The sequence below is a fragment of the Archangium gephyra genome, from assembly GCF_042230915.1.
Classification (GTDB): domain Bacteria; phylum Myxococcota; class Myxococcia; order Myxococcales; family Myxococcaceae; genus Archangium; species Archangium gephyra_B.
This window is the reverse complement of the sequence record NZ_CP102578.1, coordinates 8934426-8960228: the sequence shown is the minus strand read 5'-3', so window position 1 is coordinate 8960228 and position 25803 is coordinate 8934426. Positions and strand designations below refer to the sequence as shown.

Below are 25803 nucleotides of genomic sequence, written 5' to 3'. Positions count from 1 at the left end.
GCTCAGGCTCAGCGTGAGCCCGGACGGCTGAGCGGAGCGGGACGTCTGCCGGAAGGCGTGGGGATGCGGAGGAATTGCAGCGTCCCGGTGTAGCCGTTGTAGCCGCGCGTGAGGCTCTGGGTCTTTCCGTCTGGCATCACGATGGCGAAGGAGGGGAAGGCGTGGACGCCGAGCTTGTTGATGAGGGCCTGCACGGCGGGAGGGTTCTCGCCCTCCTCCTGGCGGCGATCCTTCAGCTTCACGGGGATGTAGCGCGTGTTGATGCCGCGGGCCGCGTAGTCGTCGTTGAAGACGTCGTGCTCCAGCACCTGGCACGGCGAGCACCAGTCGGCGGAGAAGTAGTAGAGGATGGGGACGTTGCGCTCCCGGGAGATGGCCTGGGCCTGCTCCAGGGGAACCCAGGCCACCAGGCTCCAGGGCTCGGAGGGGTGCTGCTTCTCGTAGAGGCCACTGGCCACGCGGGCGCCCAGCAGCAGCACGGCGGCCACCAGCAACCCGCGGGGCAGCACGCGGGTGGAGCCAGGGTCAACGGGACGCATAGGACACCTCGCGCTGGTTGAAGATGTGGATGCCGAGCAGCAGCAGCAGCGTGACGTTGGAGAAGTAAGTGGTGAGCCGGAACCAGGACAGGGGCGTGGCGGCGAACGTCCTGCGGAAGTCCAGCTCGGGCATGAGCAGCCCCAGGAGGTACTGGCGCACCGTGAAGGCGAAGCGGGCCGACTCATCCTTGCCCAGGCCGGGCAGTACCCGCTCCGCCAGGAAGAACAGCAGGCCCCAGAGGGCGATGTTGCCCCAGGCGGGCAGCCGCGTGGAGAAGCACACCAGGGTGGCGGCCATGCCGAAGCACAGCGAGACCCGGCCGAGGGCGTTGTAGAGCACCTCCAGCAGCATGGGCGGGTGGGGCGTGGAGGCGGAGATGAGGCCCCACTGCAGCACCAGGTGGAGCAGGGCCCAGAAAGACGCCACGCTGCCCAGCGCCGCCCAGTGGCTGAGCACGTAGGTGGAGCGCCGGAGCGGACGGGTGAGCATCACCGGCAGCAGTCCCTCCGAGGCGTCCCGGCCGATGGCGGCCAGTCCCAGGCTCAAGGGGATGAGGAAAACATCCCGCGGGAGGTCCAGCTGCGGGGTGAGGAGGAAGTTCGTGTACAGGAGCATCGCCACGCTCCAGGCCAGCGACACCATGACGAAGGCGAGCGGCGGGCCCAGCGTGGACAGCCGGTGGAAGCTCCCGGTGACGCGCGACCGGTAGAGGGGCAGGCTCATCATGGCGTCCGGTCTCCAGGCCGTTGGAAGAAGCGCTCCAGCCGTCCCTCCTCGCGGGAGGCGCTGGCCACGGGGAGGCCCGCCTGGAGCAGGGCCCCCAGCAGGCGCGAGGCGCCCCAGTCATCCTCCACGGAGAAGCGCAGCGAGTCCTCCGCGGTGTCCAGCAGCGTGGCGCCCACCTCCCGCGTCACGGTGGCGAGCTGCTCGGGCGTGAGGGGCTGGGGGCCGGCCCAGCGCACCACCAGGGCATGGCGGGTGAGGGTGGAGGAGGGCGAGCCCAGGTCCTCGAGGGCCTCCACGCGGCCGGCGCGGAAGAAGGCCACCCGGTCACACACCTTCTCGAGCTGCGCCAGGTCGTGCGAGTTGATGATGACGGTGACACCGCGCGACTTGATGTCGCGCAGCAGGGCGCGCAGGTGCAGCACGCCCTCGGGATCGATGCCCAGCGTGGGCTCGTCGAGGAAGAGGAAACGCGGCTGCCCCACGAGCGCCTGGGCCAGGCCGAGCCGCTGGAGCATGCCGCGGGAGAACTTGCGCGTGTCGCGGTCCCACACGGCCTTGTCCAACCCCACCTGGGTGAGGAGGGCCTCCACCTCCTGGGGGCGCTCACGGGAGGGCCGTTCGGCCAGGGCGTGGTGGAAGGCGAGGAGCTGGCGCGCGGTGAGCCCCGCGTCGAAGGTGAGGCGCTCGGGCAGGTATCCGGTGAGGCGGCGCACCTGGAGGTGGTCCGGGGGCAGGCCCGCGACGCGCACGCTGCCCGCGTCCGGCCACAGCAGCCCGAGCATGCACCCGAATAGCGTCGTCTTCCCGGCGCCGTTGGGGCCGATGATGCCGAAGGTCTCTCCCGCGCGGATGTGGAGGTCCACGTCCGACAACACGCGCTGGCCCCGGCGGTAGGACTTGCTGACGCGCTCCACCTGGACACCGGACGCGGCCGGGCCGGGGGAGGGCGGGGCCGGCGATGCAGCGGGCACGTCTGGCTGCAGCGGTCTGGCGGTGGACATGGCGGCTGGCTCCAGGACGGGCGGCCAGCTTAACAGCCCTCGCGCGGCGGCATTCCTTCACGGCGGGTGTGGTGCCGCCGCTAGAAAGGTTCGAAGCAGTCGTAGTTGTGCTGCGAGAGGATGCGGCCGTCGCGGAAGGTGAGGAACACCCCAAAGGAGGCCCGCATCGTTCCTCCCGCGGGCAGCGTCCCCACTGGCACCTTGAGCGTGGCGCTCCAGTCCACCTCCAGGGCCACGCGGTCTCCCTCCGCCACCGTGTGACGCACCTCGTACTGCTGCGAGGCCACCACCGTCTGGCCGCGCTCGGCCCCGGCGAGAATGGCCCGCAGGTCCCTCGTCGCGCCCGTGGGGACGAGCCGGTTGGGGTACTCCCGCTGCGTCACCTCGGGGTGGAAGAAGGCGGCCAGCGCCTCTCCCGTCGCTCCCTGCTCGATGGCCCGGAGGTAGCGGCGCGCGGTGTCGAGATTCGTCGTGGACATGGGTCCTCCCGTCAGGTTCACAACCGGGGTTGCACAACTCAAGTTGCACAACCTGGGTTGTGAATGCAAGATCTCCCCATGCCTCGCCGGAAACAAGCCGCGGCCGTACAGCTGGAGTCCCTGGACCTGGGGCACCTGGCCCTCTTCGTGGGGATGCGGGTGAATGACGTCGTGCTGGAGGAGATTCACGCGGCGGGCTTCACGGGCCTGCGCTACGCGCACGGCTTCGTCTTCCAGCACCTGCTCGGAGGCCCGCGCTCCATTGGCGAGCTGGCGGGGCTGCTCGAGGTGACCCAGCAGGCGGCCTCGAAGACGGTCGCCGAGCTGGAGAAGCTCGGCTACGTGGAGGAGGCCGGGTCCGAGGACGCGCGCGTGCGGCGGGTCCGGCTCTCGGGGCGTGGGCAGGCGGCCGTCGACAAGAGCCGCGCGGCGCGAGCGGGGCTCGAGGAGCGCTTCAGGCGGAGCCACGGAATCCGCGCCGTGGAGGAGGCACACAAGCTCCTGGCGGACGTGCTCGAGTCCCTGGGCGGCTCGGAGGCCGTGCGGACCCGGCGGGTCCGGTTGCCGCGCTGAGTCGAGGGCCCCTGGCCCGTGGCGAGCCCCCTTCGCGCGAGCGGAGATCCTGGCTATACCCGCCGGACAGGATGGGCCTTCGGGCCCGGGAGGATTTCCACATGCTTCGCTCTGGAACCGAGGGAGGCCGGCGTCGGTGGGTGCTCGGTCTCGGTCTGGCCGCCACCCTGCTGGGTGCGCCCGCCGTCGCGCAGGACCCGCATGGGCCCCAGGATGGACACGGGCACGCGGCACCCGCCCAGGGGGCTCCAAAGGCGGCTCCGAAGGCGGCGACGAAGGAGGCGGAGAAGCAGGAGGCGTTCTTCGGCCGCGAGGAGCTGGTCCGTCAGGCCAAGGCCCACGAGGCGGGCTGCAAGAAGGGCGACAAGGGCGAGTGCTTCAACCTGGGGGTGGCCTATGCGCAGGGCGCGGGCGTGCCCAAGGACGATGCCCGCGCGGCCAGCGCCTACAAGAAGGCGTGCGACAAGGGCCACCTGGACGCCTGCAACAACCTCGGCATCGCCCACGCGGAGGGCGTGGGGGTGCAGAGGGATCCCCAGCAGGCCTTCGCGCTCTTCGAGAAGAGCTGCAAGGCGGAGGACGCCAAGGGCTGCTTCAACACCGGCCTCGCCTACAACGCGGGCCTGGGGGTGGAGAGGGATCCGGTGCGTGCCGCCGCTGCCTTCGACAATGCCTGCGGCAAGGGCCACGCGGATGGGTGCTTCAGCCTCGGCGTCGCCTATGGGAGCGGCAAGGGCGTGGAGAAGAACGCGGAGCGCTCCTCGGCCTTCTTCTCGAAGGCCTGCGACGCGGGGCACATGACGGCCTGCAACAGCCTGGGCGTGTCCTATATGGCGGGCAATGGCGTGGCGCGGGACATGAAGCGGGCCGTGGCCCTCTTCGAGAAGGCCTGTGCCGCGGACATGGCGGGCGGCTGCCTCAACGTCGGCATCGCCTACAAGAATGGCAACGGCGTGGCGAAGAGCCCGGAGCGCTCCAGGGAGTTCTTCCAGAAGGCGTGCGGGCTCGGGCTCGCTCCCGCGTGCAAGCAGCTCGAGTCCGCCCCGAAGGCTCCTTGAGCGGGTGTTGTCTCGCGCGGGCTTGTGGACGCGGCTTCGAGTCCCGCCGCGTCCACTCCTGTCCGAGCGCTACGGCGATGTCCTGCCGAGGCCGTTGCACGCGTCCAGCTACTCGACGTAGTGGAACGTGCGCAGCACGCTGAAGCCTGTCGCGGTGTCGATGAAGAACGTCTGGTAGTCGTACTGCCACGGGTTCGGGTGGTACGAGATGGAGCAGCCGAAGAACGTCGAGTTCGCGGTGCGGAACTCGAGGTCGGCGAGGCCGGGCGCGGGGTCGCCCTGGTAGTTGGCGAGCGCGACGGCGTTGGCGACGTCAGCCACGACCTCAGCGCCGTCGGCCAGCGTGGGACGCACGGTGGCGCCGGCGGGCAGGAGCGCTTCGTCGATGCCGAAGCACGTCATGTCGGTCAGGCCGGTTCCCGGGTTGGTGACGAGCGACAGCCAGTCGAAGTGCGTGTCGAGGCGAACCTGGGCGTCGGGGCGGTCGAGCGCGTTGACCTCGGCGACCAGCTCCTCGAACGGGCCGCGGAAGGTGGCGGCGTTGCGGAGCGCGCGGAAGGTGGCAGTGCCGACGCGGTAGGTCGCGGAGACCTCGGCCGCGGTCGCGAACGGCCGCTCGGCGATCAGGGAGTCAACGACAGTCTGGTTGATCTCGAAGGCGAGGATGCCGTGCAGCTCCTCGGCGTTCGCCTCGTTGGCGAGGGCGATGAGCGCGGTGGCCTCGGTGGCCGAGGTCGCGATCTGGTCGTAGATGCCGCTGCAGCTCGCGCCGACGAGGCTCGCGGCCCGCGCGGCGGTGAGGAGTTGCTGGAGCCGGGTCTCGGCGACTCCGTTGACGGCGACCACCGACGCGATCGAGTTGAACGGCGCGACGGTGCGCGCGTCGACGATCGCCTGGGCGACGTTGCTCGGCAGGTAGGCGTCGAGCGCGGCGTACGACGCGGTGTTGACGTAGGTGATGAAGCCGGCGCACTCGGGCGCGGTGTCACCCTGGCCATAGTTGTAGGTGAGCGGGCCGCACTCCTCGGGATAGCCGTCGTGGATCGCGGCGCCGACGACCGCGGTGTTCCAGTAGAGAACCGCGCCATAGGGGTTGTCGCCGACGTGGTAGTCGACCTGGACGTAGAACTGGTTGGTGCCGCTGTCGCGCAGGATGGTGGCGCGCAGCTCGTGATCGTCGGCGTGGAGGAAGGCCTCCTCGACGGTGGTGATGTCGTCCCAGGCCGACTCGCGGAACGCGGTGACGAACTGGGCCTTCTGGATCGCGCTCAGCTCGGGAATGTCGGCGGTGGTGTAGGTCCGGACCGACAGCACCTCGTCACCGAGGCCGCAGGCGCCGATCGCCTGCGCGGCGCTGCCGAAGTCGGTGGAGTCGGTGGAGCCGGCGGCGCAACCGGCGGCGGTCACGGCCAGGAGCGAGGACGTGATGAGCGCGAGAGAGAGCTTGCGATGCATGTGGGTTCTCCTTGGAGCGGGCAGACACTCTAAGCCATCCGAAGTCAGTCCGTTCAGGGGTGCTCTTGCCGCAACGCGGAGGGCACCTTCTGGCCGCGCAGCGTGCCGACTGGTCCGACAGTAGGACCAGTTGCTCCCGAGCCGGTCGGCGTACCCGCGAGGGTGAGCGCGCTCCATGAATGTGACGGGGCGGGCACCGGGAGGCGTTCAGGCGGCGTGCGGTGGCAGGACGACCCGGAACACGCTGCCCTTTCCCACCACGCTCTCCACCTGGATCTCCCCGCCCAGCCGCTTGACGATTCCATGGCAGATGGAGAGCCCCATCCCCATCCCCTCGCCTGCGGGCTTCGTGGTGAAGAAGGGGTCGAACAGCCTGCGTTGATCCTCCGGTGGAATCCCACAGCCCGTATCGGCGACCTCCAGCATCACCCAGCCATCCTCGCGCCGGCGCGTGCGCAGGATGAGCTCGTTGCGGACGATGTCTCCCTGCGTCATCGCCTGGCCCGCGTTGAGCAGCAGGTTGAGACACACCTGGCCGAGCTGTGACTCACTGCCGAGCACCTGCGGCACCTCCTCCAGCTCCTGGATGATCCGCGCGCGCGGCTCCAGCTCGTGCAGCGCCAGGTTCAAGGAGCGCCTCGCCACGGCGCGCACGTCGACCGCTTCCAGCCGCTCGTCTCCTCCACCCCGGGCGAAGAGCCTCAACTCCTTGACGATCTGGTTGACCCGCCGCGCGCCTTCCAGGCTCTCCACGGCCACCTGTCCCAGCTCGGCCAGCTCCCCACTGGCTACCCCGCTGCCTTCCGCCGAGCGCGCCAGCTCCGGCAACTGCCTGGCGAGGAACGCCAGATTCGCCGTCACGTAGGCCATGGGGTTGTTGATCTCATGGGCCACCCCGGTCGCCAGGGTGCCCACCGAGGCCAGCCGCTCCGCCAGCAGCGCGCTCTTGAGCCGGGCGGCGTCCTCCGCGCGGGCCAGCGCCACCGCGAGCTCCGCGTTCGTCCGCGTCAGGCTCGCCGAGAGCGTCTCGTTGACGTAGCTGAGCTGGATGAAGTCCGCGATGAGCAGCATCCCCGCGCACAGCCCCAGGTTGATCACCGCCAGCACAAAGAGGCGCGGTGCCTGCACCACATAGAGGTCGGTGAGCAGATCCACGACGCCAGCGCCGAGCATGCAGAAGACGGCCGCCGCGAACACGAGATCCGACGAGCGCTTGCGGCGCAGCAGGGTGGCCGCCGTCAGCACCGTCACGTACAGCACGGTCCCGAAGATGTAGAGGGCGAAGAGCCGGTAGAGCCGCAAGGACCCGCCGGGCGGGCCGAGCGCATACACCGTGAGGAAGGCGCCCGCGGACACCCCGCAGACGGCCCGGTGGACCTTCGCTCCGCGCGTGACGTGCCCGAGGCAATAGTTCTGGGCGAACTCCATCATTGCCCAGACGATGCCCACCACCGTGAGGGAGAGCATCGTGAACGTGAGGGGAGAGGACTGCTTCAGGGGCGGCAGGGCCCCGGTCCGGATGCTCACATAGAGCGCCGCCGCGGCGACCACGAAGAAGGTGGAGCGCTGCAGCGCACGCCGGGAGGGATCGGCCTCCCGGCTCATGAACATGCCCAGCAACACCAGCATGAACACAAAGAGGGCAAGCGCTCCGTTCTGGAAGAACCGGCGGAGGTCACTCACGCGCAGGTAGTACGGCGTCAGCTGCTCCTGCGCCCCGAGCAGCATGCGCGCGTCCACCACGCCATCGCTTCCGGGAAGCGTCCAATCGAAGCGGAGGGCGAGCACATTGGAGCCCGGACGCAGCTCCCGGCTGTCCACCTTCCAGGCCTCCAGCCCATCCACCTCGCCCTTGAGTCCCCGGAAGGACTCGTCCGTCCGGCCCACCTCGTGTCCGTTCACGAAGAGCGTCAAGCGGCTGGTTCGCATCCCTCCCAGCATGAGCAGCAGGGGTTTGTCCCGCAGCAGGGCAGGCAGCTCGAACTGCTTGCGCGCCCAGGCCCGGCTCGCCCGGTACCCCTGCGCGGAGTATCCCCCGGGGAAGCGGATCTCCCCCCACCCCGAGTCGTCATATGCCGGGTCCGCCCACCCCGTCCCGTCGCCTTCCTGGAGCTTCCATGTCCCGTTCAGGTGCAGCACGTACGGCTCGACGTGGGCGGGCAGGACATACGTGGCGATGAAGAGCCAGCAGGCGAGGAATGGGGCGGCCACCGCGAGCAGCAGCGGCATGCGGCGAGCCAGTGTGTGGATGGGCACTGCCAGCGACTCCCCCGCGCAACGCGTGTCAGGCGCGATCAGCGAGGGCGGATGCTACCAGGAGTCCGCGCTTTCCCGTTCCTCCCGAGAGGGCGCGGGGCTCCCTCCGGGGGAGCGGCTATTTGTTCACCAGTCAACTCATGCAGCGCCGGAGCCCGGCCTGGGCGGGGATCACCATCCTCTGCGGCGCGGTCCTGAGTGCGCTCGGCGCCTGGGTCGCCTGGCGCACGGCACCGCGCCGGGCTCCCGCTCCATCCTGAGAGCCCAGCGCCCACCGCCAGCAGCGTCATCTTCGTCTCACGCAGCGGTGGCGTCAGTGCCGGCCGATGATCTCCACCTCGGCCAGCTGCATGTAATAGGTGCCCGTCACGTCATCGAGCTTCGTGGCCCGGATGCGGACGTAGCGGGCGCTCGCCACGGAGACGGGGAAGCTCTGCACGCCCGTCGGAGTGGCGTAGCCCGCGCGCCAGACCGCCGTCGTCCAGTTCACGGCGTCATTGGAGACCTCGATGGAGAAGTCCACCGGGAAGCCATCTCCCACGACCGAGCCGTAGGTCTGGTCGTTGCGCGGGTAGAGATCCACCTTGGTGAGGGTGGCGCTCGAGCCCAGATCGAACTGGAGCCACTCCACCGTGCTCGGGGTGTACGAGCCGCCGCTGGTCCAGCCGAGCGAGCCGCCCAGGGTCGAGTCCCGCAGGCCGTCGTTGACGTTGGTGAGGATCCAACCCGCGGACGGGTTGTAGACGGAGCTGGAGGCCGTGACGGGTGCGCGCAGCGCCAGGTTGGTGTCGGCGGAGCCGCCCTCCTTGTGCCACAGCTCGAAGTCCTTGCACTTGCCCTCGGAGAGGACCTTGAACTCGAAGTCTCGCTTGATGATGCCCAGGTTGAGCTTCAGCGTCAGGTTCAGGCCGGCGCAGAACTCCAGGCCCGCCGAGAACCGCCACAGGGGGTAGGCGGGGTACTGGACCTTGAGCTTGCCATAGGCCTTGAGCGCGCCGATGTCGGACTCCGCGCCGAGGACCTTGGCCGGGGCGTAGATGCCCACGCCCGGCACGGCGGCCACATAGCCACGGACCTCGCCATTGACGTTCAGGCCGTTCGTCGCGGGCTCGCGGATGCCGTAATCGAAGGTCTTCTGGTTGATGTCCTCCCAGCCGTTGTCGTGCGTGTAGCGGAAGCCGTAGAGGACGCTCGCGCTCTGGTTGATGCTGTACTCGGTGGCCAGGCTCACCTTGCCGTCGGCGCCCACCTTGAACTTCACATACATCTCGATCGTCACCGGCACCGGGCCGATGAAGACGACCCAGCGCTTGATGCGCCACTGGCCAATGGGCACCTCGAACTGGAACAGATCCTGGTTGTAGCCGTACTCGAGCGCCAGCCGGGCCTTCTCCTCCACGCCCACGGCGACCTTGAACTCCTTGATGCGGAACACCTTGCGGAACTTGAGCGCGAACTCCTGCTTCGCCTTGAACTCGAAGCTGCCGGTGAGCTTCACCGGGCTGCTCGAGTTGGGCACGCTGAACTCGCACTTGATGCCGATTCCGTCGATCTTGCACAGCTTCGTGCCCAGGCCCATGACGGTCGCGGGGAGCGGATTGCCCGCCTCGTCCACCTCCTCGAGATCGTTGACGGTGAGCTCGCGCGAGAGATCCAGCTCCGCCTCATCGAGCACCTCGTCGAGCGAGGAGGCCGTCGTCTGATAGGTGGTGATGCCGCCCGCGTCCGTCCGGGAGACCACCTTGAGGGGCGGGATGCCATAGGGCGCCAGCGGAGTGGGCTCGCTGACGATGATGTCGCCCGGCTGGAAGTTGGTGGCGCCCGTCGCGAAGGACACCGAGCCGTTGGCCGGGTCGAAACCCCTCATCTGGTCTCGCGCCTGGCTGTTGACCACCCGCGCGTTGGGCATCAGGCGCGCCCGGGGCCGGCCGACGAACGGCTCGCCCACCGGGAGGTCCCCGGCGGTTCCCCACTGCTGCGTGGTGGAGGGGATGTTCGTGGAGTACTTGATGTACCAGGTGCCGTTGGAGGGCTTCCACACGGCGTAGTCGTAGCGATCGTCCCCGTCGAAGTCGCCCGGCACGATCACGTCGCCCGCGGCGCCCCACGTCACGCTGGACACGGCTCCGGTCGAGCTCTGGAGGATGAAGTAGACCCCGTTACGCCAGACGGCGAAGTCCGACTTGCTGTCCCCGTCGAAGTCGCCCGAGAGCGGCTTGTCTCCGTTCTGCCCGAACTGCGTGTTGGTGCGCGCGCCGGTGGTGTGATCCAACACGGTCCACATGCCATCCGAGGGGCGCCACATGGCGAAGTCCGTCTTCCCATCGCCGTTGTAGTCGCCCGCGACGGGAATCTCCCCGTTGGTGGCGCCATAGTTGATGGTCTTGTACTCCTGGGTGGCGCTCAGGATGACGAAGAGCTGCCCATACGCTTGGCCGTAGCTGTTGATGGGGCGCCAGACCGCGAAGTCAGACTTCGCATCGCCGTCGAAGTCGCCATGCAGCGGGGTATCCCCGCGCGTTCCCCACTGCTGGGACGTCACCACCCCGGTGGCACCGTTGCGCACGTACCAGGTGCCGGTGGAGGGCCGCCACACCGTCCGGTCGAGCCGGCCATCGCCATCGAAGTCACCGGTGAGCGGCACGTCGCCGTTCTGCCCGTGAATGGGGCCGCCCGACGACTGGGTGGTGCTGTAGATGGTGAACCATTGCGCCGTCGAGGGACGCCACACCGTCAGATCGGTCTTGTTGTCATTGTCGAACCCCAACTCCCGCATGGCGGAGCCAGGCTGCTCCGAAACGTGGGGGAGCTCGGTCTCGTACTCCGGCGATTCACAGGCCACGGACGTGACGAGGAGCCCAGCCATGAGCATGGGCCGCCATACCGACGATTGCATGTCTTCTCCCAGGCGGAGGGGGGGCCCATCGGGGGCCGCGACATCCCTCCAGCGCAGTGCAAGCTAAACGACTTTGCCCGGGATTACAAGGATTGGGGATTTCCCCAAGGTTGAGAGAAAATGCAATGCGAAGAGGCGTTGGAGGGCTCCGGGTCAGGGCTTGCCGTTGGCCATGTTGGCGGGCCGAAGCTGATCCGGGTGCGTGGGCACCTTGATCTCCCCGGAGATGATCTTCGCCTTCAGCTCCTCCAGTGTGTGGAGGGCGTCATCCTTGCCGGGGAAGTCCAGCCGCACCGGGGCGTAGGTGATGCCACCCTCCTGCAGGCCCAGCGACAGGTTGCCGCCCTGGAAGCGGCCCTGCACCTGGTCCTTCACGGCCTCGTACACCACCAGGTCCACGCGCTTCACCACCGCGGACAGCACGGCCTTGGGCGCCAGGTGCGACGGGTCCGAGTCCACGCCGATGACATAGACGGGCTTGCCCTCGTCACGCGCTTCCTTCACCGCCTGGATGGCGCCCAGTCCGTCCACGCCCGCGGCGGCGAAGAGCACGTCCGAGCCCTTGATCAGCAAGTCCTGCCCCACCTGCTTGCCGAGCGCGAAGTTGGTGAAGCCACCGGTGTAGCTGGCCACCACGGTGGCCTTGGGGTTGGTGGCGGCCACGCCCGCGCGGAAGCCGGCCTCGTAGCGCTTCACCAGCGGAATCTCCATGCCGCCCACGAAGCCCACCTTGCCCGTCTTCGTCGTGAGCCCGGCCAGCGCGCCCACCAGGAAGCAGCCCTCCTCCTCGCGGAAGACGACGGTGCGCACGTTGGGCAGGCTGTACGGCTCGCCCTGCGCGGACAGCAGCGGGCTGTCGACGAGCAGGAAGTGCTTGTCCGGGTTGCGCTTCGCCGCCGCCTCCACCGCGTTCTCCAGCATGAAGCCCACCCCGAGCGCCAGCGACACGCCCTGCTCCTCCACCAGCAACTGCAGGTTGGGCTCGTAGTCCTCGGCCACCCGGCTCTGCAGGACGATGGGCGTGATGCCGAGCGGCGCCACCTGGAGGTTGCGCCGGGCCCGGTCCTGTCCGAGCGACAGCTGGAGCGTGGACTCAAGCTCCGCGGGAGCCACGTCCTTGTAGCCACCTTCCTCGTACTTCACGCCCGCGGCCCAGACCTCGAGGCCGCGCAGCGCCGAGTCATTGAAGGACTGATCCCCCCGTCCCCCGAGCCCCAGGACGAGGCCGATCTTGCTCTTCTGGGTGGCGGGAGGGACGGCCGCGGCCTCCGGGGCGGCGGGCTTCGCGGGAGCGGCGGGAGGGGCCTCCTTCTGGCTCTTGCAGGCCGGCAGAAGGGGCAGGGCGAGGAGCAGGGCGAGGTGGCGCAGGCGCATGGCCTTTTCCTATCACGGCGGCGTCCCGGCGCGTTGCCCCCGGCCCTCGACGAGCCAGAGCGCCGCGACGGCGAGCTCGAGGAAGCCGTGGAACACCGCGAGCTGGAGATAGCTCAGCCGGGCCTCCGTCAGGTCCCATGCTCCATAGGCGGCCACGCTGAGCGCGAGCAGCAGCAGCAGCGCGAGCGGCGGGGCTCCGAAGTCCTCCACCAGGGCCCGCCATGTCGCGCGCCAGGAGCGGGGCGCCGCGCGGGGCCGGTCGTCCTCGGGGATGAGGCGCAACCACACGCTGTAGTGCACCGACTGGAGGAACGCGAAGACCAGCACCAGCCGCGCCGCCAGCACCGGCTGGCCCTCCAGCGGAGACAGCGTCCACATGAAGGCCTCGAAGGTGGTTCCCGTCGCCGGGGCCGTCCACGTGCCGAGCGCCGTGAGGACGGGCTCCGCCACGCCGAGCAGCAGGGCCGCCGTGCCCACCGTGGCGAGGAGCGGCACGCCCCAGGCCCGCGCGTGCGTCCGGCGCCAGGCCCACCACCAGAGCGCCACCGCCATCACGTTGTGCCCATGGAGCAGCACCAGCTGCATGCCCAGGGGCGAGCCCAGGGCGAACGCGGTGAGCGCGGCCCAGACGGTGAGCAGCAGCCCCTTGCGCCACCCCGGCCCCTTGGCCCCGAGGATGGCGGGGACCATCGCGAGCAGGCCCACCTCGGGCCCGGCGCCGAAGCAGGTGGCTAGCACGGGCACGCCGCAGAACAGGGCGAAGCCGGTGCGGTGGAGCAGCCCGGGACGCACGACGAGGTACCGCACGTCCGAGACGAGGTGGGGGACCCCGAGCAGCACGGGGCCGAGTGCCAGCGTCCAGAGCGGCACGGTGAGGGTGAGCAGGAACGAGAGACCCACGCTCCCCACGCCGATCCACGCCACGCGCCGGTCCCGGTCGGCGAAGAGCGGCCCGGCCCATGGGGCCACGAGGCGGTACAGCCTCGTGCGCAGCGCATCGGCGGGCGCGAGCAGGGTCTCCACGGCGTTCACTCGCGGAGTGTATCCCTTCCGGGACCCCGGCGGTTCAGGGGGGAGGGGAGAGCCCGAGCCGCCGGGCCGTGGCCTCGTCCGCGGGCTCGCGTTGAGCGGTATCAGGACTCGGTGGCGAGGCGCACTACGACTTCGCGCCCCCCGCGCGCATCTGGTTGAGCCGGTCGTAGTGGCGGTAGCCGAGCTGGTCGAGCGCGCTCGCGGGGGCCAGGCCGATGTCCACGAGGGTCTTGATGTCGTACGTGCCCGCGAGCACCGGGGGCGCGTAGTTGCGCACGGCATCGGGGGTGCGGAACTTCGACAGCGGGAAGAGCACCGTGTTGGTGTGCACGTGCATGAAGTGGGCGGCCGACTGACGCTGCCAGCCCGGCACGCCCGGCGCGGTGATGACGTGCGGCGTCGCGAGGAACGTGCCTCCCGTGAGGATCTCCAACTGCTGGCCCACCTGCGCGACGATGCAGCCCGCGGGCGCGGTGCCGCGCACCATGCGCCCCTTGGGCTCCTCGGACGTGGGGCGCGTGCGGAGGTAGAGCCCGCTCTTGTCATCGGGGCTCTTGGCCGGCTGGCCCTGGGGATCGAGGAACCGGCCACCGGGCAGCAGCGTGAGCAGGTTGAAGTCGGTGTGCTCCTCGCCCCAGACGATGCCGGTGTTCACCTGGGAGGCGGTGAGCGGCAGGTACTGAAGGGCGCGCGTGACGTGAGGGCCGCGCTGGCAGAGGTCCGCGAAGGCCGTCTCCGGCAGCCCGAGCGCCGCCGCCGCGCCGCGCAGGAGCCCGAGCCCCGCCTCGTGGAGCGAGCGGCCGAGCGTGAGCAGGCCGTCCTGGAAGAACGGCGGCGCCTCGGAGGGCCACACGTTCTCGGGGTAGATCTGCGGGAACTCGAGCGCCGAGCTCTCGTCGGAGGGGTAGGGCGCCGCGAAGTAGCACTCCTTGAAGTCCGGCTGGCCGTTGCCGGCGACGGCGACCTCGGTGTTCGGAGGCGTCCAGCCGCGCTGGTACCAGATGTCCGCGCGGCCGTAGGGCCGCTTGGTCTCGGCGGGCCAGGAGACGAAGGTGCGGAACGCGTCGTAGAACCGCTCGAGCGCCTGGGCATCGACACCGTGGTTCTTCACGTACACGAGGCCGAAGACGCCGAAGGCCTCGCGGATGGCCGCCGCGCCACGCTCGAAGCGGGCGGGGTCCTTCGACGAGAGGTCGGTGAGGTCGACGGTAGGGATGTTCATCGGGGTCTCTGCCATGGCGACCCCAGGTGTATCGCGCCTCGCCTCCCAGCGGAATACGCTCGCAGTGGAGTGGCTCCGTTGCCTGGCCGCGGGGCCTCCGTCGGTCAGGGCTCCTGGGGCCAGGTCCAGGGCTCCAGGCCGGTGTCTCCGGGCGCCAGACGGGGGTCCTCTGGCAGGAGGAAGTAGCCGCCGGGGGGAACCGGCCGGACGTAGTAGCCCAGCGGGAGCGGCTGCAGGAGGTAGAAGCCGCCCGGGGGTACCTGCTGGAGGCCGTCGCTCTCCGTGAGCGGCTGCTGGAGGTAGTAGCTGCCAGCCATCGGCTGCTGGAGTTGATAGCTACCCGCCATCGGTTGCTGGAGCTGGTAGCTGCCGGCCATCGGCTGCTGGAGTTGATAGCTGCCCGCCATCGGCTGCTGGGCGTTGGCCGTGCCCGCCGCTCCCCATGTCATTGCCGCGACCGCGGCCGCCAGGATGCTCTCGCGCATGTCCGCACCTTCCTCCACGTTGAGGTAGCCACGGACCGTGGCGGAGGCCACGAGCGGAGCCCGGAATGGATTTCCGAGCCCCCGCAACCGCTGACCTCTCTTCCGGTACTCCCCGGTGGAGGTGATCATGTCTGGTGGAAACACGGTGCGCCCGGGCGACGGGCGGGTGCGGTGGAACGCGGGGAAGTCGCTCTGGTTCGGGCTCGTGGTGCTGGTGGCGGTGGTGGGGGCGATGCCTACCTTCACCCCTTCGGCCTTCGTGCTCTTCGCGGTGAGCACGGCGCTGACGCTGTGCGCGGGACACTCGGTGGGCATCCACCGGGGCCTCATCCACCGGGCCTACCGGGTGCCGGTGTGGCTGGAGTACGCGCTCACCTACCTGGGCGTGCTGGTGGGCCTGGATGGGCCGCGCGGCCTGGTGCGCATGCACAACACGCGCGACTTCCAGCAGAACGAGCCCTGGTGCCATGACTACTTCGCGCACCGGCAGCCCGCCTGGCGCGACTACTTCTGGAATCTGCACTGCTCCTTCGAGTTCGCCCGGCCCTTCGAGCCCCGGCTGGACGCGCGGGTGGAGGCGGAGGCCTTCTACGGTTTCCTCCAGCGCACCTGGATGCTGCAGCAGTTGCCCTGGGCGGTGCTGTTCCTGGCGGTGGGCGGGCTGCCCTGGCTGGTGTGGGGTGTCTTCGTGCGCGTGGCGGTCAGCACCACGGGCCACTGGTTCGTGGGCTACGTGGCGCACCGGCACGGCTACCGCGGCTGGCACAACGAGGGCGCGGCGGTGCAGGGCTTCAACAGCCTGCTGCTCGGCGCGCTGAGCATGGGCGAGGGCTGGCACAACAACCACCACACCTTCCCGCGCTCGGCCCGGCTGGGAATCCGCTGGTGGGAACTGGACCTGGGGTGGGGATTCCTCGCGCTGCTGCGCGCGCTGGGATTGGCCACCGACATCCTCGAGCCGGGGGAGCACTCGCGCGCCCATCACGCCCGGCCGCTTCCCTCGGAGCACCCGTGTATGTCCGCTCTTCCTTTGGAAGGGAATTGAGTGTGTATCGGGGCGGCTACGGTAGCAGCACGGGCCCGGACGTCTACAGCGGCTCTGGAGCGGGGCGAAGGTTTGGGGCTTGGTGGTCGATAGGAACGTGACCTTGCTCGTTCAAATCGGGGCCTGTAACTACAGAATTCGCTACACCCGCCCGTTCGGTGGCTGCGAAGTCCCCGAAAGCGCAGAGGAAATCATCCAGTCTCCCACTATCTCAATGGGGCAGGGAATGGGCGCGGGAGGGCTCGCGGACAGCGACAGCATCCCGGACCCGGTCGGCTGGTGGGTTGCGTAGCGCGGAGGGCTCGGAAGGAGACCGGGCAGGGGGGGCCGGGGATCGACCCCCAGCGAAATCGCCATCAGGGTGCCGGGGGCCCCAATAGAGGGCACAGACCTATATACAATTAAGCAACAATTCTCGCGCTCCTTGCAGGCCCCCGCGCATGTCATTGTAGTTGATTGTAGCGACTCCTGGGGTCACCTTCAGACCAATGACTCCCCGAGACGTGCGGGAAGATCCATTTTCATGGCCGAAAAGGGAAGGACGTGGGATGTGAATGGGGGCATGTGCGCTGAGTCGAGCTGCGAGCACCAACACCAACACTGGATCGAAATATGACCCCCAAAGCACAGGAAATCCTCGAATACTTGATGAAAGAATATCTCAAGGCGGGATACCCGAATCACAACATTTGGAACTTCTCTCCGGGTTCTCAGGAGAATTTCGTCGCCTTCCAGGAACTGCATGCACGCGGCTATATCACCCCAATGGGGGCAGGGCGCGAGAAGTGGCTGTTGACTGACGAGGGCGCTGGCTCAATCCTAAGAGAGAGCCCGATGAGCCGCCAAGCTGAGGAGTCTCTTGCTGAGTTGAAAGAACTCTACGTCGAGAAGGGATTCCCAAACCACATGGCATGGTGGTTCACGCCCAGGCCCGGTCAAGAGGCTGCCTTCCAAGAACTGCGCGCACGCGGCTATATCACCCTAACAGGGGCAGGGCGCGAGAGGTGGCAGTTGACTGACTACGGGCAAGCTGAATTCGCGAATGGCTAACCGTGGCCTCGAGGGGCCCGCCAAGCCTCGGAGGCTGTCTCGGGACACGGTCCACGCCCCAGCCCTCAACGACGCGCAGCGGGGCCCCTACGATTTGTGTCCTGCTCCCGAGCGCGCAGCCCCGAGCCAGTCATGACTCCGGGGGCGGACTATCGAGGCCCCGTAGCTGTTCCTCGGCTGCCTGCCGGAATCGCGGCACGACCTCCACGGCGAGCACGTCACGCATCTGCTGGCGCGCACCTTCGATGTCACCCGAGTCCCGGAGGCTCGTCATCCGGAACATGGCGCGCAGGAGTCGGCGTTTGGCTTCCCGGAAGCGCGAGAGAATCATCCCCATCAGGGCCTCGGCACCTTCCGGACTTTTTAGGGCCTCTTCGGTCTCGGTCTCGCTGGCTCCAGCCGTGGGGGCGGTCCGGCGTAGAAGGTCGCGCAAGTCGTCGTTGAGTTCCAGTGGGTGCCCCTGCTGGACGCGCTGGGAGAGGGCGGCGAGCTGCGGTCGGTCGGGCAGGTTCGGATTGAGCCTCCCGGTCGCGAGCACCTCCGCCAGCCCAGCCGACTGCTTGAGGGTTCTTTCGGCCTGCTCCCGGTAGAAGGGGACAACCTCCACGGCGAGCACGTCGCGTACGACTTGTTGTGCCCCGTCGAAGTCCACTTGCTGCTGAAGCTCGTTCACCCGGTCTCGGGCTTCGTGGAGTCGATTTGACCCTTCCCCAATACGGCGGTGAATCTCTCGAAGCAGCGTCATTGCGGTGGAGTGGCTACGCAACGCATCTTCCGCGTCCTGCTGACTGATGGCCACCTGCTGAGCAGCCCGCGAAAGGAGGGCGCGCATCTCGTCGTTGAGTTCCAACGGGGCGCCGTTCTCAAGAACGTCGCGACACAGCACCCATACATCATCCAAGTCCATCTCTTCGGCCATGCGCGCGCCTCCACCTACTCTTTTCCGTGGCACTTGCCAGAAGGCCATTTGTGCTGCCCCTCACACCAGCGCAGGCAGTCGTGGCAATTCCCCGTCCAGTCATCCTCTACGCACTCGTTGTAGTTCTCAATGCACTTCTGTTTCCACTTGGGTAGGGAAGCGTTGTTGGAGAAGTCGTCCTCGTCCTCCTCGGCATCGGAGCCAGCGCGCACAGCCCTGAGCACCTGATCAACCTCGGATTGCGTCGCCCCACAAGCGCCTACCGGGTCCTGTGGATGCTTCTTGATGCAACACGTCATGGTGGAGTCGCCAGGCCGGCAGTCCATCGCGGCCGCTTGTGCCAGGAGTGTCGGGCGCTTCGACGTGCAGTGCGTCGCACCTGAGCAGGTGGGGTGCGCCCTACTGGCCGAGCAACCGGACGCGAACAGCCCCCAGACCAGGGCCAGACCCAAGAACGCAGAGGACATCGAGTGTTTCATACGGCCCAAGCTAGAATAGTCTCTTTTCGAGACGCTACGACGGGCCCTCGCACGGGAGGCTGGCCGCTCGCGCCCCTTATCTGGTAGGTTGACCCGCGATATGCGAAACGTCTTACCTCCCCGGTCTGCTCTTCTTCTCGTCATCTTGGCGTCGGCGGCCATGGCCCGTGGACGCGAGCCCGTCTCTCGGAACATCTACCTTTCGGACGAACCGAAGGCGGAAGTGCCCTCGGTTTACGTCGCGGGTGAGATGGTAACCGTCCTCCGTTTCGAGAAACCTTGTGACCGGGAACGGACGAAACTGCTGGGCTGGGAAGGCCGCTTCGAGCCCGTGGAATGCGTCGGGAAGAAGGTGCTTGTAGAACCGCTCAAAGACCTCAAGTCCGGCGATGGTTTCCTGTTGGTGGTGACGCTCGCGGACGCGAAGGAACTGCCCTTCACCGTGACGGCTCGAAATGAGCAGTTTGACCATCAGGTGAACGTGTTCCCAGACAAAGAGACCAAGGGCGCACTCCAGAGTCGTCTAGAATACACTGAATACCGGGAACGGATTCTCAAGGAAGAAAATGAGCGTTTCCGGAAGGAGGCGTCCTCGATTGACCATGCCCTTGCAGCACTCTTGGCAAGGGATGCGTTGAAAATGACCCCGTTCCGTCAGCAGTACGTCTCGCTGGTGAAGAACCCCAAGGGTGCTGAACTCCTGGTGACCGTCCTTACAAGTAAGAAGCCCGATAAGGTCGCCGTCATCATCAACTTGAAGAACAACAGTCCATCCGAGTCTTGGAGCCTGATGGAAGCGCGACTGGTAGCCGAGCGGAGCGGGGAGCAAAGGCCGTTTGCTCTGCGTGCTACCCAGGAAACCTGGGGGCCCGGCGGTGAAAGCGGGCAGATTGCAGTCGTCTTTGACGCGAGCGCATTTGACTTGAAGGATGGCCTCGACCGGCTCGTTCTAGAACTCTTCCGCCGAGGGAGCGGGATTCGGGAAGCTTGGGTTTTTCTGGATCGACACCTGCTTGGGCTGTAAACCCGGTTCACATGGCTCCGACCTGCGCGCCGTTTCTTGCCTCTGTCGTTCTGTTGTGCATGTGCTTCGGCTGTACGACCCCAGGGGGCGTTTCCCTTCGCTCGGATGGGAGCCCAGGCCCGCAGGAGTGCCCGGAAAAGGCGCTCGAAGCCATGCGGATTCTCAACCTGCGCGTGGGGGACGGTGCGACCGTAGACCTCGACGTCAACCAGAGTCTCACAAGCCCCATCACTCTGTACGACGGGCCTGTGGAGAGCATGTTGACCAACAGTCTCGGACCCCTGCCGCCGGTAACTCGTCTCTACGGGCGGGTGTGGACGGGGGGTCCACAAGTTGTCGTCCGGTACTACGAAGCGCACCCGCCGGACGGCGAGCCTTTCCCACTTTGCGCTGTGGCTCGGCTCGCTCACGGTCAGATGCAGAAAAAGCCCGAGTCCACGCCCGGAACGGCCATCCTCGAATTCTCACGTGCTGGGGTCTACATCGTGAACTCGTTCCGCTGAGCCGACGCACTGGGGCACCCCGCCCGAATGACGCCGGTAGTCGGTTCACCTCGGGTGCGTCTCCCGTGTAGTTGCGGATGTAGCTTCGTGCGCCAGAGGGGGCCTGAATTTCTGTACTTCGAGCCCTCATCAGGCAGGGTCTTTCCCGCCTCGGCTCACTTCGGCCAGAAGGTCACCGCTCGCGCGTTCTCCGAACTCCAGACGAGCTTCTTCCCCCGGTACATGCGCGGATGCCCACCGGAATCCGCGAGCGAGACGAGCAGGAACGGCCCTCGGGACTGGATGCTGACCAGGTCGTTCTCGCGGTAGGTGTGGCCGGGAAGCGCGACTGCCTTTCCCTTGTCCACCCGCCGCAACAGGCCGGTCGCCAGCAATTCCTCTCCGAAGGGTGTGCCCCAGACCGCCAGCGTGTAACCGCCACGCTCCAGCGCGGCCCACTCGCCCTCGGGCTGCTCGGGGGTGAACGCATACAACTGGTCCAGCATCGCGTCGTCTTCGATCTCCTTGGGCGTGAAACGCGGATCCAACGCGCGGCTCGACCGTTCGCCCAATTCCTTGCGGATCGGCAGGACGCCGGTTCCCGAGGACTCGGTGCTCACCTTCGCATCCAGCCGCGTCCACGCTCCGTCCCGCCAGACGAAGGCGTGCGCCAACAGCGCGCGTCTCGTGCTGCCATCGAGGCCGAACCGGAGCGTGTTCCCGTCCACCTCCGCCGCGCCCACCCGCTCCTGCTCCGCGGTGGGCTTCTGAATCGTGAGCCCGAGCAGCCGGCCCTTGGCATCGAAGCCGAACTCGATCAGCTCGCCCGAGCCGGGCAACGGCAGTTCCTCGGCCCCGCCCGTGGTCAGGTCCACGAGGAACATGCGGTCGCGGAACGCGGGCGAGGGGAACTTCTCGGGGAACGTGGGCTTGCCCACCACGGGCTGGCTGACCCCTCCGCGCCAGAACCGCGCCGCGCCCTGCTTGCCATCACGGCTCAGCGCGGTGCTCGCGCCCTGGCACTCCACTGCGAGCTTCACGATGACCCGGCGCGCCGAGGTGACGGGGTCGACTTGCGCCCACTCGCAGCCGTCACTGGCGGGCTCGAGCAGTGAAAGGGTGGCATCGGTCACGACGGGCGCCGGTGCCGCCTTGGCCGTGGGGGTAGGGCGCTCCTCCTGTGCGTGAGCCAGGGGCCCGAGCAGCAGCGAGGCAAGCAGGAGGGGCTGGAGTGTCTTCACCTGGGCCCCCTCAGTTCGCCGCGAAGTCGCGGAGCGGCGCGTACCCGGGCAGCACGCCGGTGTGCGAGAAGACGAGCAGCTTCACCTCCTCGGGCTTCAGCTTCGCCGCCAGCGCCTTCAGGGACGCGCGGTTCTCCTCCGTGCTCTCGGTCACGGGCCACTTGGCGCCCACGAGCTTGCCGTCCTTCGTCGCGTCCGCGCTGTCACCCAGGAAGAGCACCCCGTTGACCAGGTACGCGGCGCTGCCCTGGGTGTGGCCGGGGATGGAGAAGACGCGGACGGACAGGTTGCCCACCTGGAGCGTCTCGCCATCCTTCAGCGCGCGGGTGATGCGCACATCGCGGTCGGCGGGAGGCAGGTGCCGGAGGATGGGGCTGTCGCTGCGCTTCTTTCCCTCGGCGATGGGCACATCCGCTTCGATTGCCATCACCTCGGCCTTCGGGAAGAGGTGGCACCCGGCGATGTGGTCCGCGTGCCCATGGGTGAGGAGGATGGCCTTCACCGCGTCGGGTCCGAGGCCGCGCCGTTTCAGCTCCGCCAGGACGATCTTCCCCTCGGCATCCGCGCCCGCGTCGATGAGCACCACCGACCCGTCTCCGGCGTCGAGCACGTCCAGGGCGACGTAGCCGTCCTTCACCACCCGGACGAAGCCCTCCAGCTCCCGTCCATCCGGAATCTCCGGGTTGCCGGCGAACATGGCCACGAACAGCGCCACCACTCCCAGTACGGGCAGCAGCAGGACCAGACCAGCGATCTTCAACACGCGCTTCATCATCACCTCGAGGGGCCCTTGGAGCCGGTGGAACAGTACCTCAGAGTGCGATAAGGCGCGGCGATGCCGGGGGAACCCTCCATGCAGCAGGAGCAGCCAGGCTCGGCCGGGGCGGAGACGTCCCGCTTCCGCTGGGCCTTCATGGCACTCGGGTTCGTCTGTGTCGGCCTCGGGGTGCTCGGCGCGTTCCTGCCGCTGCTGCCGACAACGCCCTTCCTGCTCGTCGCGTTGTGGGCGTTCTCGCGCAGCTCCCGCCGCTTCCACCACTGGCTGTACACGCACCCCCGTTTCGGGCCCCGGCTCCAGGAGTGGAATCGGTACGGCACCGTGCCGGTGAAGGTGAAGGTGAGCGCCGTCTCCGCCATGGCCCTCAGCTTCGGCTTCATGGCCTTCGTCGCGCGGGTGAAGTGGCCCGTGCTCGTGGCGGCCGGGGCGCTCATCCTCGTCGGCGCGACGTACGTGCTCTCCCGTCCGAGCCGCCCGCCCGGGCCGTGAGGGCCGTGTCCGCTTTTTCCGGGGCATTTCGTTGTACAGGGGAATGCTTCAGGACACCTCATGCCTCCTCCTTCCCATCATGAGCGCGCCTCCACGTGAGGGTGCGTCGGCCACCGTCACGGCCGCGTACCGCCAGTACTTCCCCCTGCTCCAGCACAAGTGCGCCCGGGCCCTCGGCGACGCGGCGGAGGCGGAGGAGGTGGCCCAGGAGACCTTCATCCGCCTGTGGCGCTCCGGCATGGCCCGGCGCCCCGTGGGCGAGGTGGTGCCCTGGCTCTACCGGGTGAGCACGCGGCTGCTCATCGACAGGCTGCGGGTCCGCCAGCGCCGCCAGCCGGTGGAGATGTCCGCCGCGCTCCAGGACACCACCGCCCACCCCGCGCCCAGCATCGAGTCCGTGCTGCAGGTGCGCCAGCGCCTCCAGTCGCTCGCCTCCAGCCTGCCCGCCGAGGAGCTCGAGGTGGCGCTGCTGCACCGGCTGGACGGCCTCACCCAGCCCGAGATTGGCGAAGTCACCAGCCTGTCGGATCGCACCGTGCGCCGCATCCTCACCCGCCTCGAGGCGCGGCTGGGGCCCTGGCGCGAGGAGGAACGATGAGCACCGCCCACCCTTCCTTCCTGACGCTGGATCGCGCCGCGCTCGGGGACATGACGGAGGAGGTGAGGGCCCACCTGGCCTCCTGTCCCCGCTGTGCCGGGCATGTCGACGCCCTGGGACGGCCCCCGCCCGTTCCGTCCTGGGCCGTGGCGCTCGCCCACGAGCCGCCCCGCGCCCCCTCGCTCCTGGCGCGGCTGGCTCCCTGGGGCGTCGCGGCGCTCGCGGCGGGGCTCGCGCTGGTGCTCTGGGTGCCTCGTGACATGGAGACGCGCCCGGCCTCGATGGCGGGCCTGCGCAGCAAGGGCAGCCCGGCGGTGGCCCTCTACGTGAAGACCGGGGACGCGGTGCGCCTGTGGGACGGCGAGTCCCTGGTGGCCGAGGGAGACCTGCTGCGCCTCAAGGTGATGCCCGAGGGCTTCCGCTGGCTCACCGTGGCCGCGGCCGAGGGCGATTCCTGGCAGGTGCTCCACGAGGGCCCGGTGCCCGAGCGGGGCGAGACCCTCCTGCCCACGAGCTGGCGGGTGGAGCCCGGGGCTCGGTCCGAGCGGCTCCTCGTCGTCCTCAGCCACGCGCCCGTCCCCGCCGAGTCCCTGGCCTCGCTCCACGAGGAGCCCACGCGCACCGAGGCGCTGTGGGTCCTCCCGCTCACCCTCTCCAAGTCCTCTTCCCAGCCGTCTCCGGAGTCCATTTCTCCATGAACGCACTCCTCGCCCTGACGCTCGTTGCCCTCACCGCCGCCCCGCCCGACACCGGCTCCCCGCGCGTGCAGCGCCTGGCGGTGGTGGTGGGCGCCAACCGCGCCGCTCCGGGACGCACGCCCTTGCGGTACGCCCACCAGGACGCGCACAACGTCGCCTCCGTGCTCATCGAGGCCGGACAGTTCTCCCGGGAGGATGTCGTGGTGCTGGAGGACCCGGAGCCCTCACGCGTCCTCGCGGCGCTGGACTCCCGGCTGGAGCGGCTCGGGAAGGAGGGCCGCGAGGGACTGCTGCTCTTCTACTACTCGGGCCACTCGGACGAGCGGGCGCTCTACCCCAACGGCCAGCCGCTGGAGCTGAAGGAGCTCCGGGCGCGGCTGGAGGATGGGCGGGCCGCGGTGCGCGTGGGCATCCTCGACGCCTGCCAGGGCGGGAGCTGGACGCGGGCCAAGGGGCTCACGCCGGCGGCGCCCTTCGCGGTGGAGGTCCCGCTGGGACTGTCCAGCGAGGGCTCGGTGCTGCTCGCCTCCAGCACGGGGCAGGAGGCCTCGCACGAGACGGATGCGCTCCGGGGCTCCTTCTTCACCCACCACCTGGTGGCGGGCCTGCGCGGCGCGGCGGACGAGGGGGACGACGGACAGGTGACGGTGGGCGAGGCCTTCGCCTATGCCCAGCGCCTCACCATCCGTGACACCTCGCTGCACGGCGAGGCGGTGCAACACCCCAGCTTCGACTTGCGGCTGCGCGGGCGGCAGGACCTGCCCCTCACCCGGTTGGCGAGTGCCAGCAGCACGCTCGAGGTGAAGCAGGAGACGGGCCCCTTGCAGGTCATCCAGCTGCACTCGGGGCTGGTGGTGCTGGAGGTGCCCGAGGGCCGGCGCGCCCTGCGCATGGCCCTGCCGGTGGGGCCCTACCTGGTGCGCCGCAAGACGCCGCAGGGGACGTTCGCCCGGGAGCTCCAGGTGGAGGCCGGCAAGACGGTGACGGTGCACGAGGAGAACCTGGAGCTGGTGGGGGCGCCGGGGCTCGCCGCCAAACGCTACTCCCGGCCGCTGGCCGCCACCCTCACCACGCTCCCGGCCGGCACGCACGCGGTGCGCCTGTCGATGTCGACGGGGTATGGACAGGCGCCGCAGGAGAGCAACTCTCCCATGCCTGTCGCCTACACGAGTCCTCTCCTCCTGGTGCCTGGCTACCGCGTGGGGCTGACCGACCGGCTGGAGCTGGCGGTGGGGGGATTGCCCTGGCTGACGCTCTCCCGCCCGGTGAAGCTGTCCGCGGTGATTCCCAGTCCGACGCTCTCCTATCGCCTGGGAGAGGCGGGCCGGGCCGAGTGGGTGCCCTATGCGAGCGGGTCGGCCAACCTCGAGTTCACCGTCTTCAGTGTGTCGGCGGGTCTGCGGACGCGGTGGTGGTTGTCGAACTCCAGCAGCGTGGAGGCGGGGGTGGGGGTCTCCCAGTCCTTCTTCACCTCCGGGTTCACCACGTCCGACGGGGCCACGGTGCAGCCCAGGGTGAAGCCCATCCCCTCGGTGGGAGCCGCCTACTCCGTGACGCTGGGCGAGGTGGTGACGCTGGCCGTCGGCTTCTCGGCCCGGGCCGCCTTCCCGGAGATGCTCGTGCTCCTCCCAGATGGCACCTCCTATGTGAAGACGGGCGTCAACGCGGGGTTGAGCCTCGGCGGCAGTCAGGGGTCCCCGTTCCCGCTGCTGTCCATCCACCTCAACGAGGTCTGGAGCCTCACGGGCGACGCCTCCGTGAACCTGCCGGTGATGGGTGACGGCACCGTGTCGACCCACTTCGCTGCCGGCGTGCTCGCCACCTTCTGAGCCTCCGCCCGGCCGGGCTGGCTCCCGGCGCACCGGGGGAATCCTCGGGGCCGCCGCGGTGTGGTAGGGGGAGA

At 68.7% G+C, this 25803-nt stretch carries 23 protein-coding genes; 9 read left to right on the top strand and 14 right to left on the bottom strand.

The genetic code is table 11. The features are described from left to right. Positions 1-8 precede the first annotated feature (8 nt). The 4 genes from NR798_RS35070 to NR798_RS35055 form a co-directional block, all read right to left on the bottom strand. Entirely contained in the window at positions 9-539 is a 531-nt protein-coding gene (locus NR798_RS35070) for a thioredoxin family protein (RefSeq protein WP_375766903.1), read from the bottom strand. Continuing rightward, the gene (locus NR798_RS35065) at positions 526-1266 is read right to left on the bottom strand and encodes a hypothetical protein (RefSeq protein ID WP_375766902.1); all 741 of its coding nucleotides are present in this window, start codon (positions 1264-1266) and stop codon (positions 526-528) included. Before NR798_RS35065 ends, NR798_RS35070 begins: the two co-directional genes overlap by 14 nt. Continuing rightward, on the bottom strand, positions 1263-2267 hold the full coding sequence (locus NR798_RS35060; RefSeq protein WP_375766901.1) for an ABC transporter ATP-binding protein: 1005 nt from the start codon (positions 2265-2267) through the stop codon (positions 1263-1265). The genes NR798_RS35065 and NR798_RS35060 overlap by 4 nt, the downstream gene beginning before the upstream one ends. 80 nt (positions 2268-2347) lie before the next feature. Continuing rightward, complete coding sequence (locus NR798_RS35055; protein WP_375766900.1) at positions 2348-2746, bottom strand: nuclear transport factor 2 family protein; 399 nt, start codon at positions 2744-2746, stop codon at positions 2348-2350. Positions 2747-2824: 78 nt separating this feature from the next. On the opposite strand from NR798_RS35055, the gene NR798_RS35050 reads away from it, so the two are divergent. Then, positions 2825-3319 (top strand): MarR family winged helix-turn-helix transcriptional regulator, encoded by a 495-nt coding sequence (locus tag NR798_RS35050; RefSeq protein WP_375766899.1) that lies wholly within the window; start codon positions 2825-2827, stop codon positions 3317-3319. 101 nt (positions 3320-3420) lie between these two features. Continuing rightward, entirely contained in the window at positions 3421-4377 is a 957-nt protein-coding gene (locus tag NR798_RS35045; protein WP_375766898.1) for a tetratricopeptide repeat protein, read from the top strand. 108 nt (positions 4378-4485) lie between these two features. Here NR798_RS35045 and NR798_RS35040 read toward each other — a convergent pair whose 3' ends face one another. From NR798_RS35040 to NR798_RS35010, 7 genes are all read right to left on the bottom strand, one after another. Then, complete coding sequence (locus tag NR798_RS35040; protein ID WP_375766897.1) at positions 4486-5832, bottom strand: hypothetical protein; 1347 nt, start codon at positions 5830-5832, stop codon at positions 4486-4488. Between the two features lie 207 nt (positions 5833-6039). Beyond that, positions 6040-8088 carry an ATP-binding protein gene (locus NR798_RS35035; RefSeq protein ID WP_375766896.1) on the bottom strand — a complete coding sequence of 683 codons (2049 nt, stop codon included), beginning with the start codon at positions 8086-8088 and terminating at the stop codon, positions 6040-6042. 313 nt (positions 8089-8401) lie between these two features. After that, positions 8402-10984: a discoidin domain-containing protein gene (locus tag NR798_RS35030; RefSeq protein ID WP_375766895.1), complete on the bottom strand. Its 2583-nt coding sequence runs from the start codon at positions 10982-10984 to the stop codon at positions 8402-8404. Between the two features lie 153 nt (positions 10985-11137). Beyond that, entirely contained in the window at positions 11138-12358 is a 1221-nt protein-coding gene (locus NR798_RS35025) for a BMP family protein (protein ID WP_375766894.1), read from the bottom strand. A gap of 12 nt (positions 12359-12370) precedes the next feature. After that, the gene (locus tag NR798_RS35020; RefSeq protein ID WP_375766893.1) at positions 12371-13390 is read right to left on the bottom strand and encodes a hypothetical protein; all 1020 of its coding nucleotides are present in this window, start codon (positions 13388-13390) and stop codon (positions 12371-12373) included. A 124-nt stretch (positions 13391-13514) separates the two neighbouring features. Next, entirely contained in the window at positions 13515-14612 is a 1098-nt protein-coding gene (locus tag NR798_RS35015) for an isopenicillin N synthase family dioxygenase (RefSeq protein WP_375766892.1), read from the bottom strand. A 104-nt stretch (positions 14613-14716) separates the two neighbouring features. Then, positions 14717-15097: a hypothetical protein gene (locus NR798_RS35010; protein WP_375766891.1), complete on the bottom strand. Its 381-nt coding sequence runs from the start codon at positions 15095-15097 to the stop codon at positions 14717-14719. 127 nt (positions 15098-15224) lie between these two features. Between NR798_RS35010 and NR798_RS35005 the strand changes: the two genes are divergently transcribed. Beyond that, a complete protein-coding gene (locus NR798_RS35005) occupies positions 15225-16142 on the top strand; it encodes a fatty acid desaturase (protein WP_375766890.1) in 918 nt (305 codons plus the stop codon). Positions 16143-16754: 612 nt separating this feature from the next. Beyond that, a complete protein-coding gene (locus tag NR798_RS35000) occupies positions 16755-17192 on the top strand; it encodes a hypothetical protein (protein WP_375766889.1) in 438 nt (145 codons plus the stop codon). Positions 17193-17322: 130 nt separating this feature from the next. Here NR798_RS35000 and NR798_RS34995 read toward each other — a convergent pair whose 3' ends face one another. Continuing rightward, complete coding sequence (locus NR798_RS34995) at positions 17323-18111, bottom strand: DUF2379 family protein (RefSeq protein WP_375766888.1); 789 nt, start codon at positions 18109-18111, stop codon at positions 17323-17325. A 579-nt stretch (positions 18112-18690) separates the two neighbouring features. On the opposite strand from NR798_RS34995, the gene NR798_RS34990 reads away from it, so the two are divergent. Next, a complete protein-coding gene (locus NR798_RS34990; protein ID WP_375766887.1) occupies positions 18691-19614 on the top strand; it encodes a DUF2381 family protein in 924 nt (307 codons plus the stop codon). A gap of 658 nt (positions 19615-20272) precedes the next feature. Here the strand turns inward: NR798_RS34990 and NR798_RS34985 are convergent. Then, positions 20273-21337, bottom strand: coding sequence for a hypothetical protein (locus tag NR798_RS34985; RefSeq protein ID WP_375766886.1), 1065 nt, complete (start codon positions 21335-21337; stop codon positions 20273-20275). 10 nt (positions 21338-21347) lie between these two features. Then, positions 21348-22109 carry an MBL fold metallo-hydrolase gene (locus NR798_RS34980; protein ID WP_375766885.1) on the bottom strand — a complete coding sequence of 254 codons (762 nt, stop codon included), beginning with the start codon at positions 22107-22109 and terminating at the stop codon, positions 21348-21350. 81 nt (positions 22110-22190) lie between these two features. On the opposite strand from NR798_RS34980, the gene NR798_RS34975 reads away from it, so the two are divergent. From NR798_RS34975 to NR798_RS34960, 4 genes are all read left to right on the top strand, one after another. After that, positions 22191-22604, top strand: coding sequence for a YbaN family protein (locus NR798_RS34975; RefSeq protein WP_375766884.1), 414 nt, complete (start codon positions 22191-22193; stop codon positions 22602-22604). A gap of 79 nt (positions 22605-22683) precedes the next feature. After that, positions 22684-23202 carry an RNA polymerase sigma factor gene (locus NR798_RS34970; protein ID WP_375766883.1) on the top strand — a complete coding sequence of 173 codons (519 nt, stop codon included), beginning with the start codon at positions 22684-22686 and terminating at the stop codon, positions 23200-23202. Then, positions 23199-23900 carry a hypothetical protein gene (locus NR798_RS34965; RefSeq protein ID WP_375766882.1) on the top strand — a complete coding sequence of 234 codons (702 nt, stop codon included), beginning with the start codon at positions 23199-23201 and terminating at the stop codon, positions 23898-23900. Before NR798_RS34970 ends, NR798_RS34965 begins: the two co-directional genes overlap by 4 nt. Further along, on the top strand, positions 23897-25729 hold the full coding sequence (locus NR798_RS34960) for a caspase domain-containing protein (RefSeq protein ID WP_375766881.1): 1833 nt from the start codon (positions 23897-23899) through the stop codon (positions 25727-25729). The genes NR798_RS34965 and NR798_RS34960 overlap by 4 nt, the downstream gene beginning before the upstream one ends. Positions 25730-25803: the final 74 nt, after the last annotated feature.

What these genes read in the sequence shown, in the direction of transcription:
- NR798_RS35000 (WP_375766889.1), top strand. Translation starts at nt 16,755, where the DNA reads ATGACCCCCAAAGCACAGGAAATCCTCGAATACTTGATGAAAGAATAT.
- NR798_RS34995 (WP_375766888.1), bottom strand. Translation starts at nt 18,111, where the DNA reads ATGGCCGAAGAGATGGACTTGGATGATGTATGGGTGCTGTGTCGCGAC.
- NR798_RS35050 (WP_375766899.1), top strand. Translation starts at nt 2,825, where the DNA reads ATGCCTCGCCGGAAACAAGCCGCGGCCGTACAGCTGGAGTCCCTGGAC.
- NR798_RS35015 (WP_375766892.1), bottom strand. Translation starts at nt 14,612, where the DNA reads ATGAACATCCCTACCGTCGACCTCACCGACCTCTCGTCGAAGGACCCC.
- NR798_RS35065 (WP_375766902.1), bottom strand. Translation starts at nt 1,266, where the DNA reads ATGATGAGCCTGCCCCTCTACCGGTCGCGCGTCACCGGGAGCTTCCAC.
- NR798_RS35060 (WP_375766901.1), bottom strand. Translation starts at nt 2,267, where the DNA reads ATGTCCACCGCCAGACCGCTGCAGCCAGACGTGCCCGCTGCATCGCCG.
- NR798_RS35070 (WP_375766903.1), bottom strand. Translation starts at nt 539, where the DNA reads ATGCGTCCCGTTGACCCTGGCTCCACCCGCGTGCTGCCCCGCGGGTTG.
- NR798_RS35055 (WP_375766900.1), bottom strand. Translation starts at nt 2,746, where the DNA reads ATGTCCACGACGAATCTCGACACCGCGCGCCGCTACCTCCGGGCCATC.
- NR798_RS35040 (WP_375766897.1), bottom strand. Translation starts at nt 5,832, where the DNA reads ATGCATCGCAAGCTCTCTCTCGCGCTCATCACGTCCTCGCTCCTGGCC.
- NR798_RS34990 (WP_375766887.1), top strand. Translation starts at nt 18,691, where the DNA reads ATGCGAAACGTCTTACCTCCCCGGTCTGCTCTTCTTCTCGTCATCTTG.
- NR798_RS34980 (WP_375766885.1), bottom strand. Translation starts at nt 22,109, where the DNA reads ATGAAGCGCGTGTTGAAGATCGCTGGTCTGGTCCTGCTGCTGCCCGTA.
- NR798_RS34975 (WP_375766884.1), top strand. Translation starts at nt 22,191, where the DNA reads ATGCAGCAGGAGCAGCCAGGCTCGGCCGGGGCGGAGACGTCCCGCTTC.
- NR798_RS35045 (WP_375766898.1), top strand. Translation starts at nt 3,421, where the DNA reads ATGCTTCGCTCTGGAACCGAGGGAGGCCGGCGTCGGTGGGTGCTCGGT.
- NR798_RS35030 (WP_375766895.1), bottom strand. Translation starts at nt 10,984, where the DNA reads ATGCAATCGTCGGTATGGCGGCCCATGCTCATGGCTGGGCTCCTCGTC.
- NR798_RS35010 (WP_375766891.1), bottom strand. Translation starts at nt 15,097, where the DNA reads ATGCGCGAGAGCATCCTGGCGGCCGCGGTCGCGGCAATGACATGGGGA.
- NR798_RS34965 (WP_375766882.1), top strand. Translation starts at nt 23,199, where the DNA reads ATGAGCACCGCCCACCCTTCCTTCCTGACGCTGGATCGCGCCGCGCTC.
- NR798_RS34960 (WP_375766881.1), top strand. Translation starts at nt 23,897, where the DNA reads ATGAACGCACTCCTCGCCCTGACGCTCGTTGCCCTCACCGCCGCCCCG.
- NR798_RS34970 (WP_375766883.1), top strand. Translation starts at nt 22,684, where the DNA reads ATGAGCGCGCCTCCACGTGAGGGTGCGTCGGCCACCGTCACGGCCGCG.
- NR798_RS35025 (WP_375766894.1), bottom strand. Translation starts at nt 12,358, where the DNA reads ATGCGCCTGCGCCACCTCGCCCTGCTCCTCGCCCTGCCCCTTCTGCCG.
- NR798_RS35005 (WP_375766890.1), top strand. Translation starts at nt 15,225, where the DNA reads ATGTCTGGTGGAAACACGGTGCGCCCGGGCGACGGGCGGGTGCGGTGG.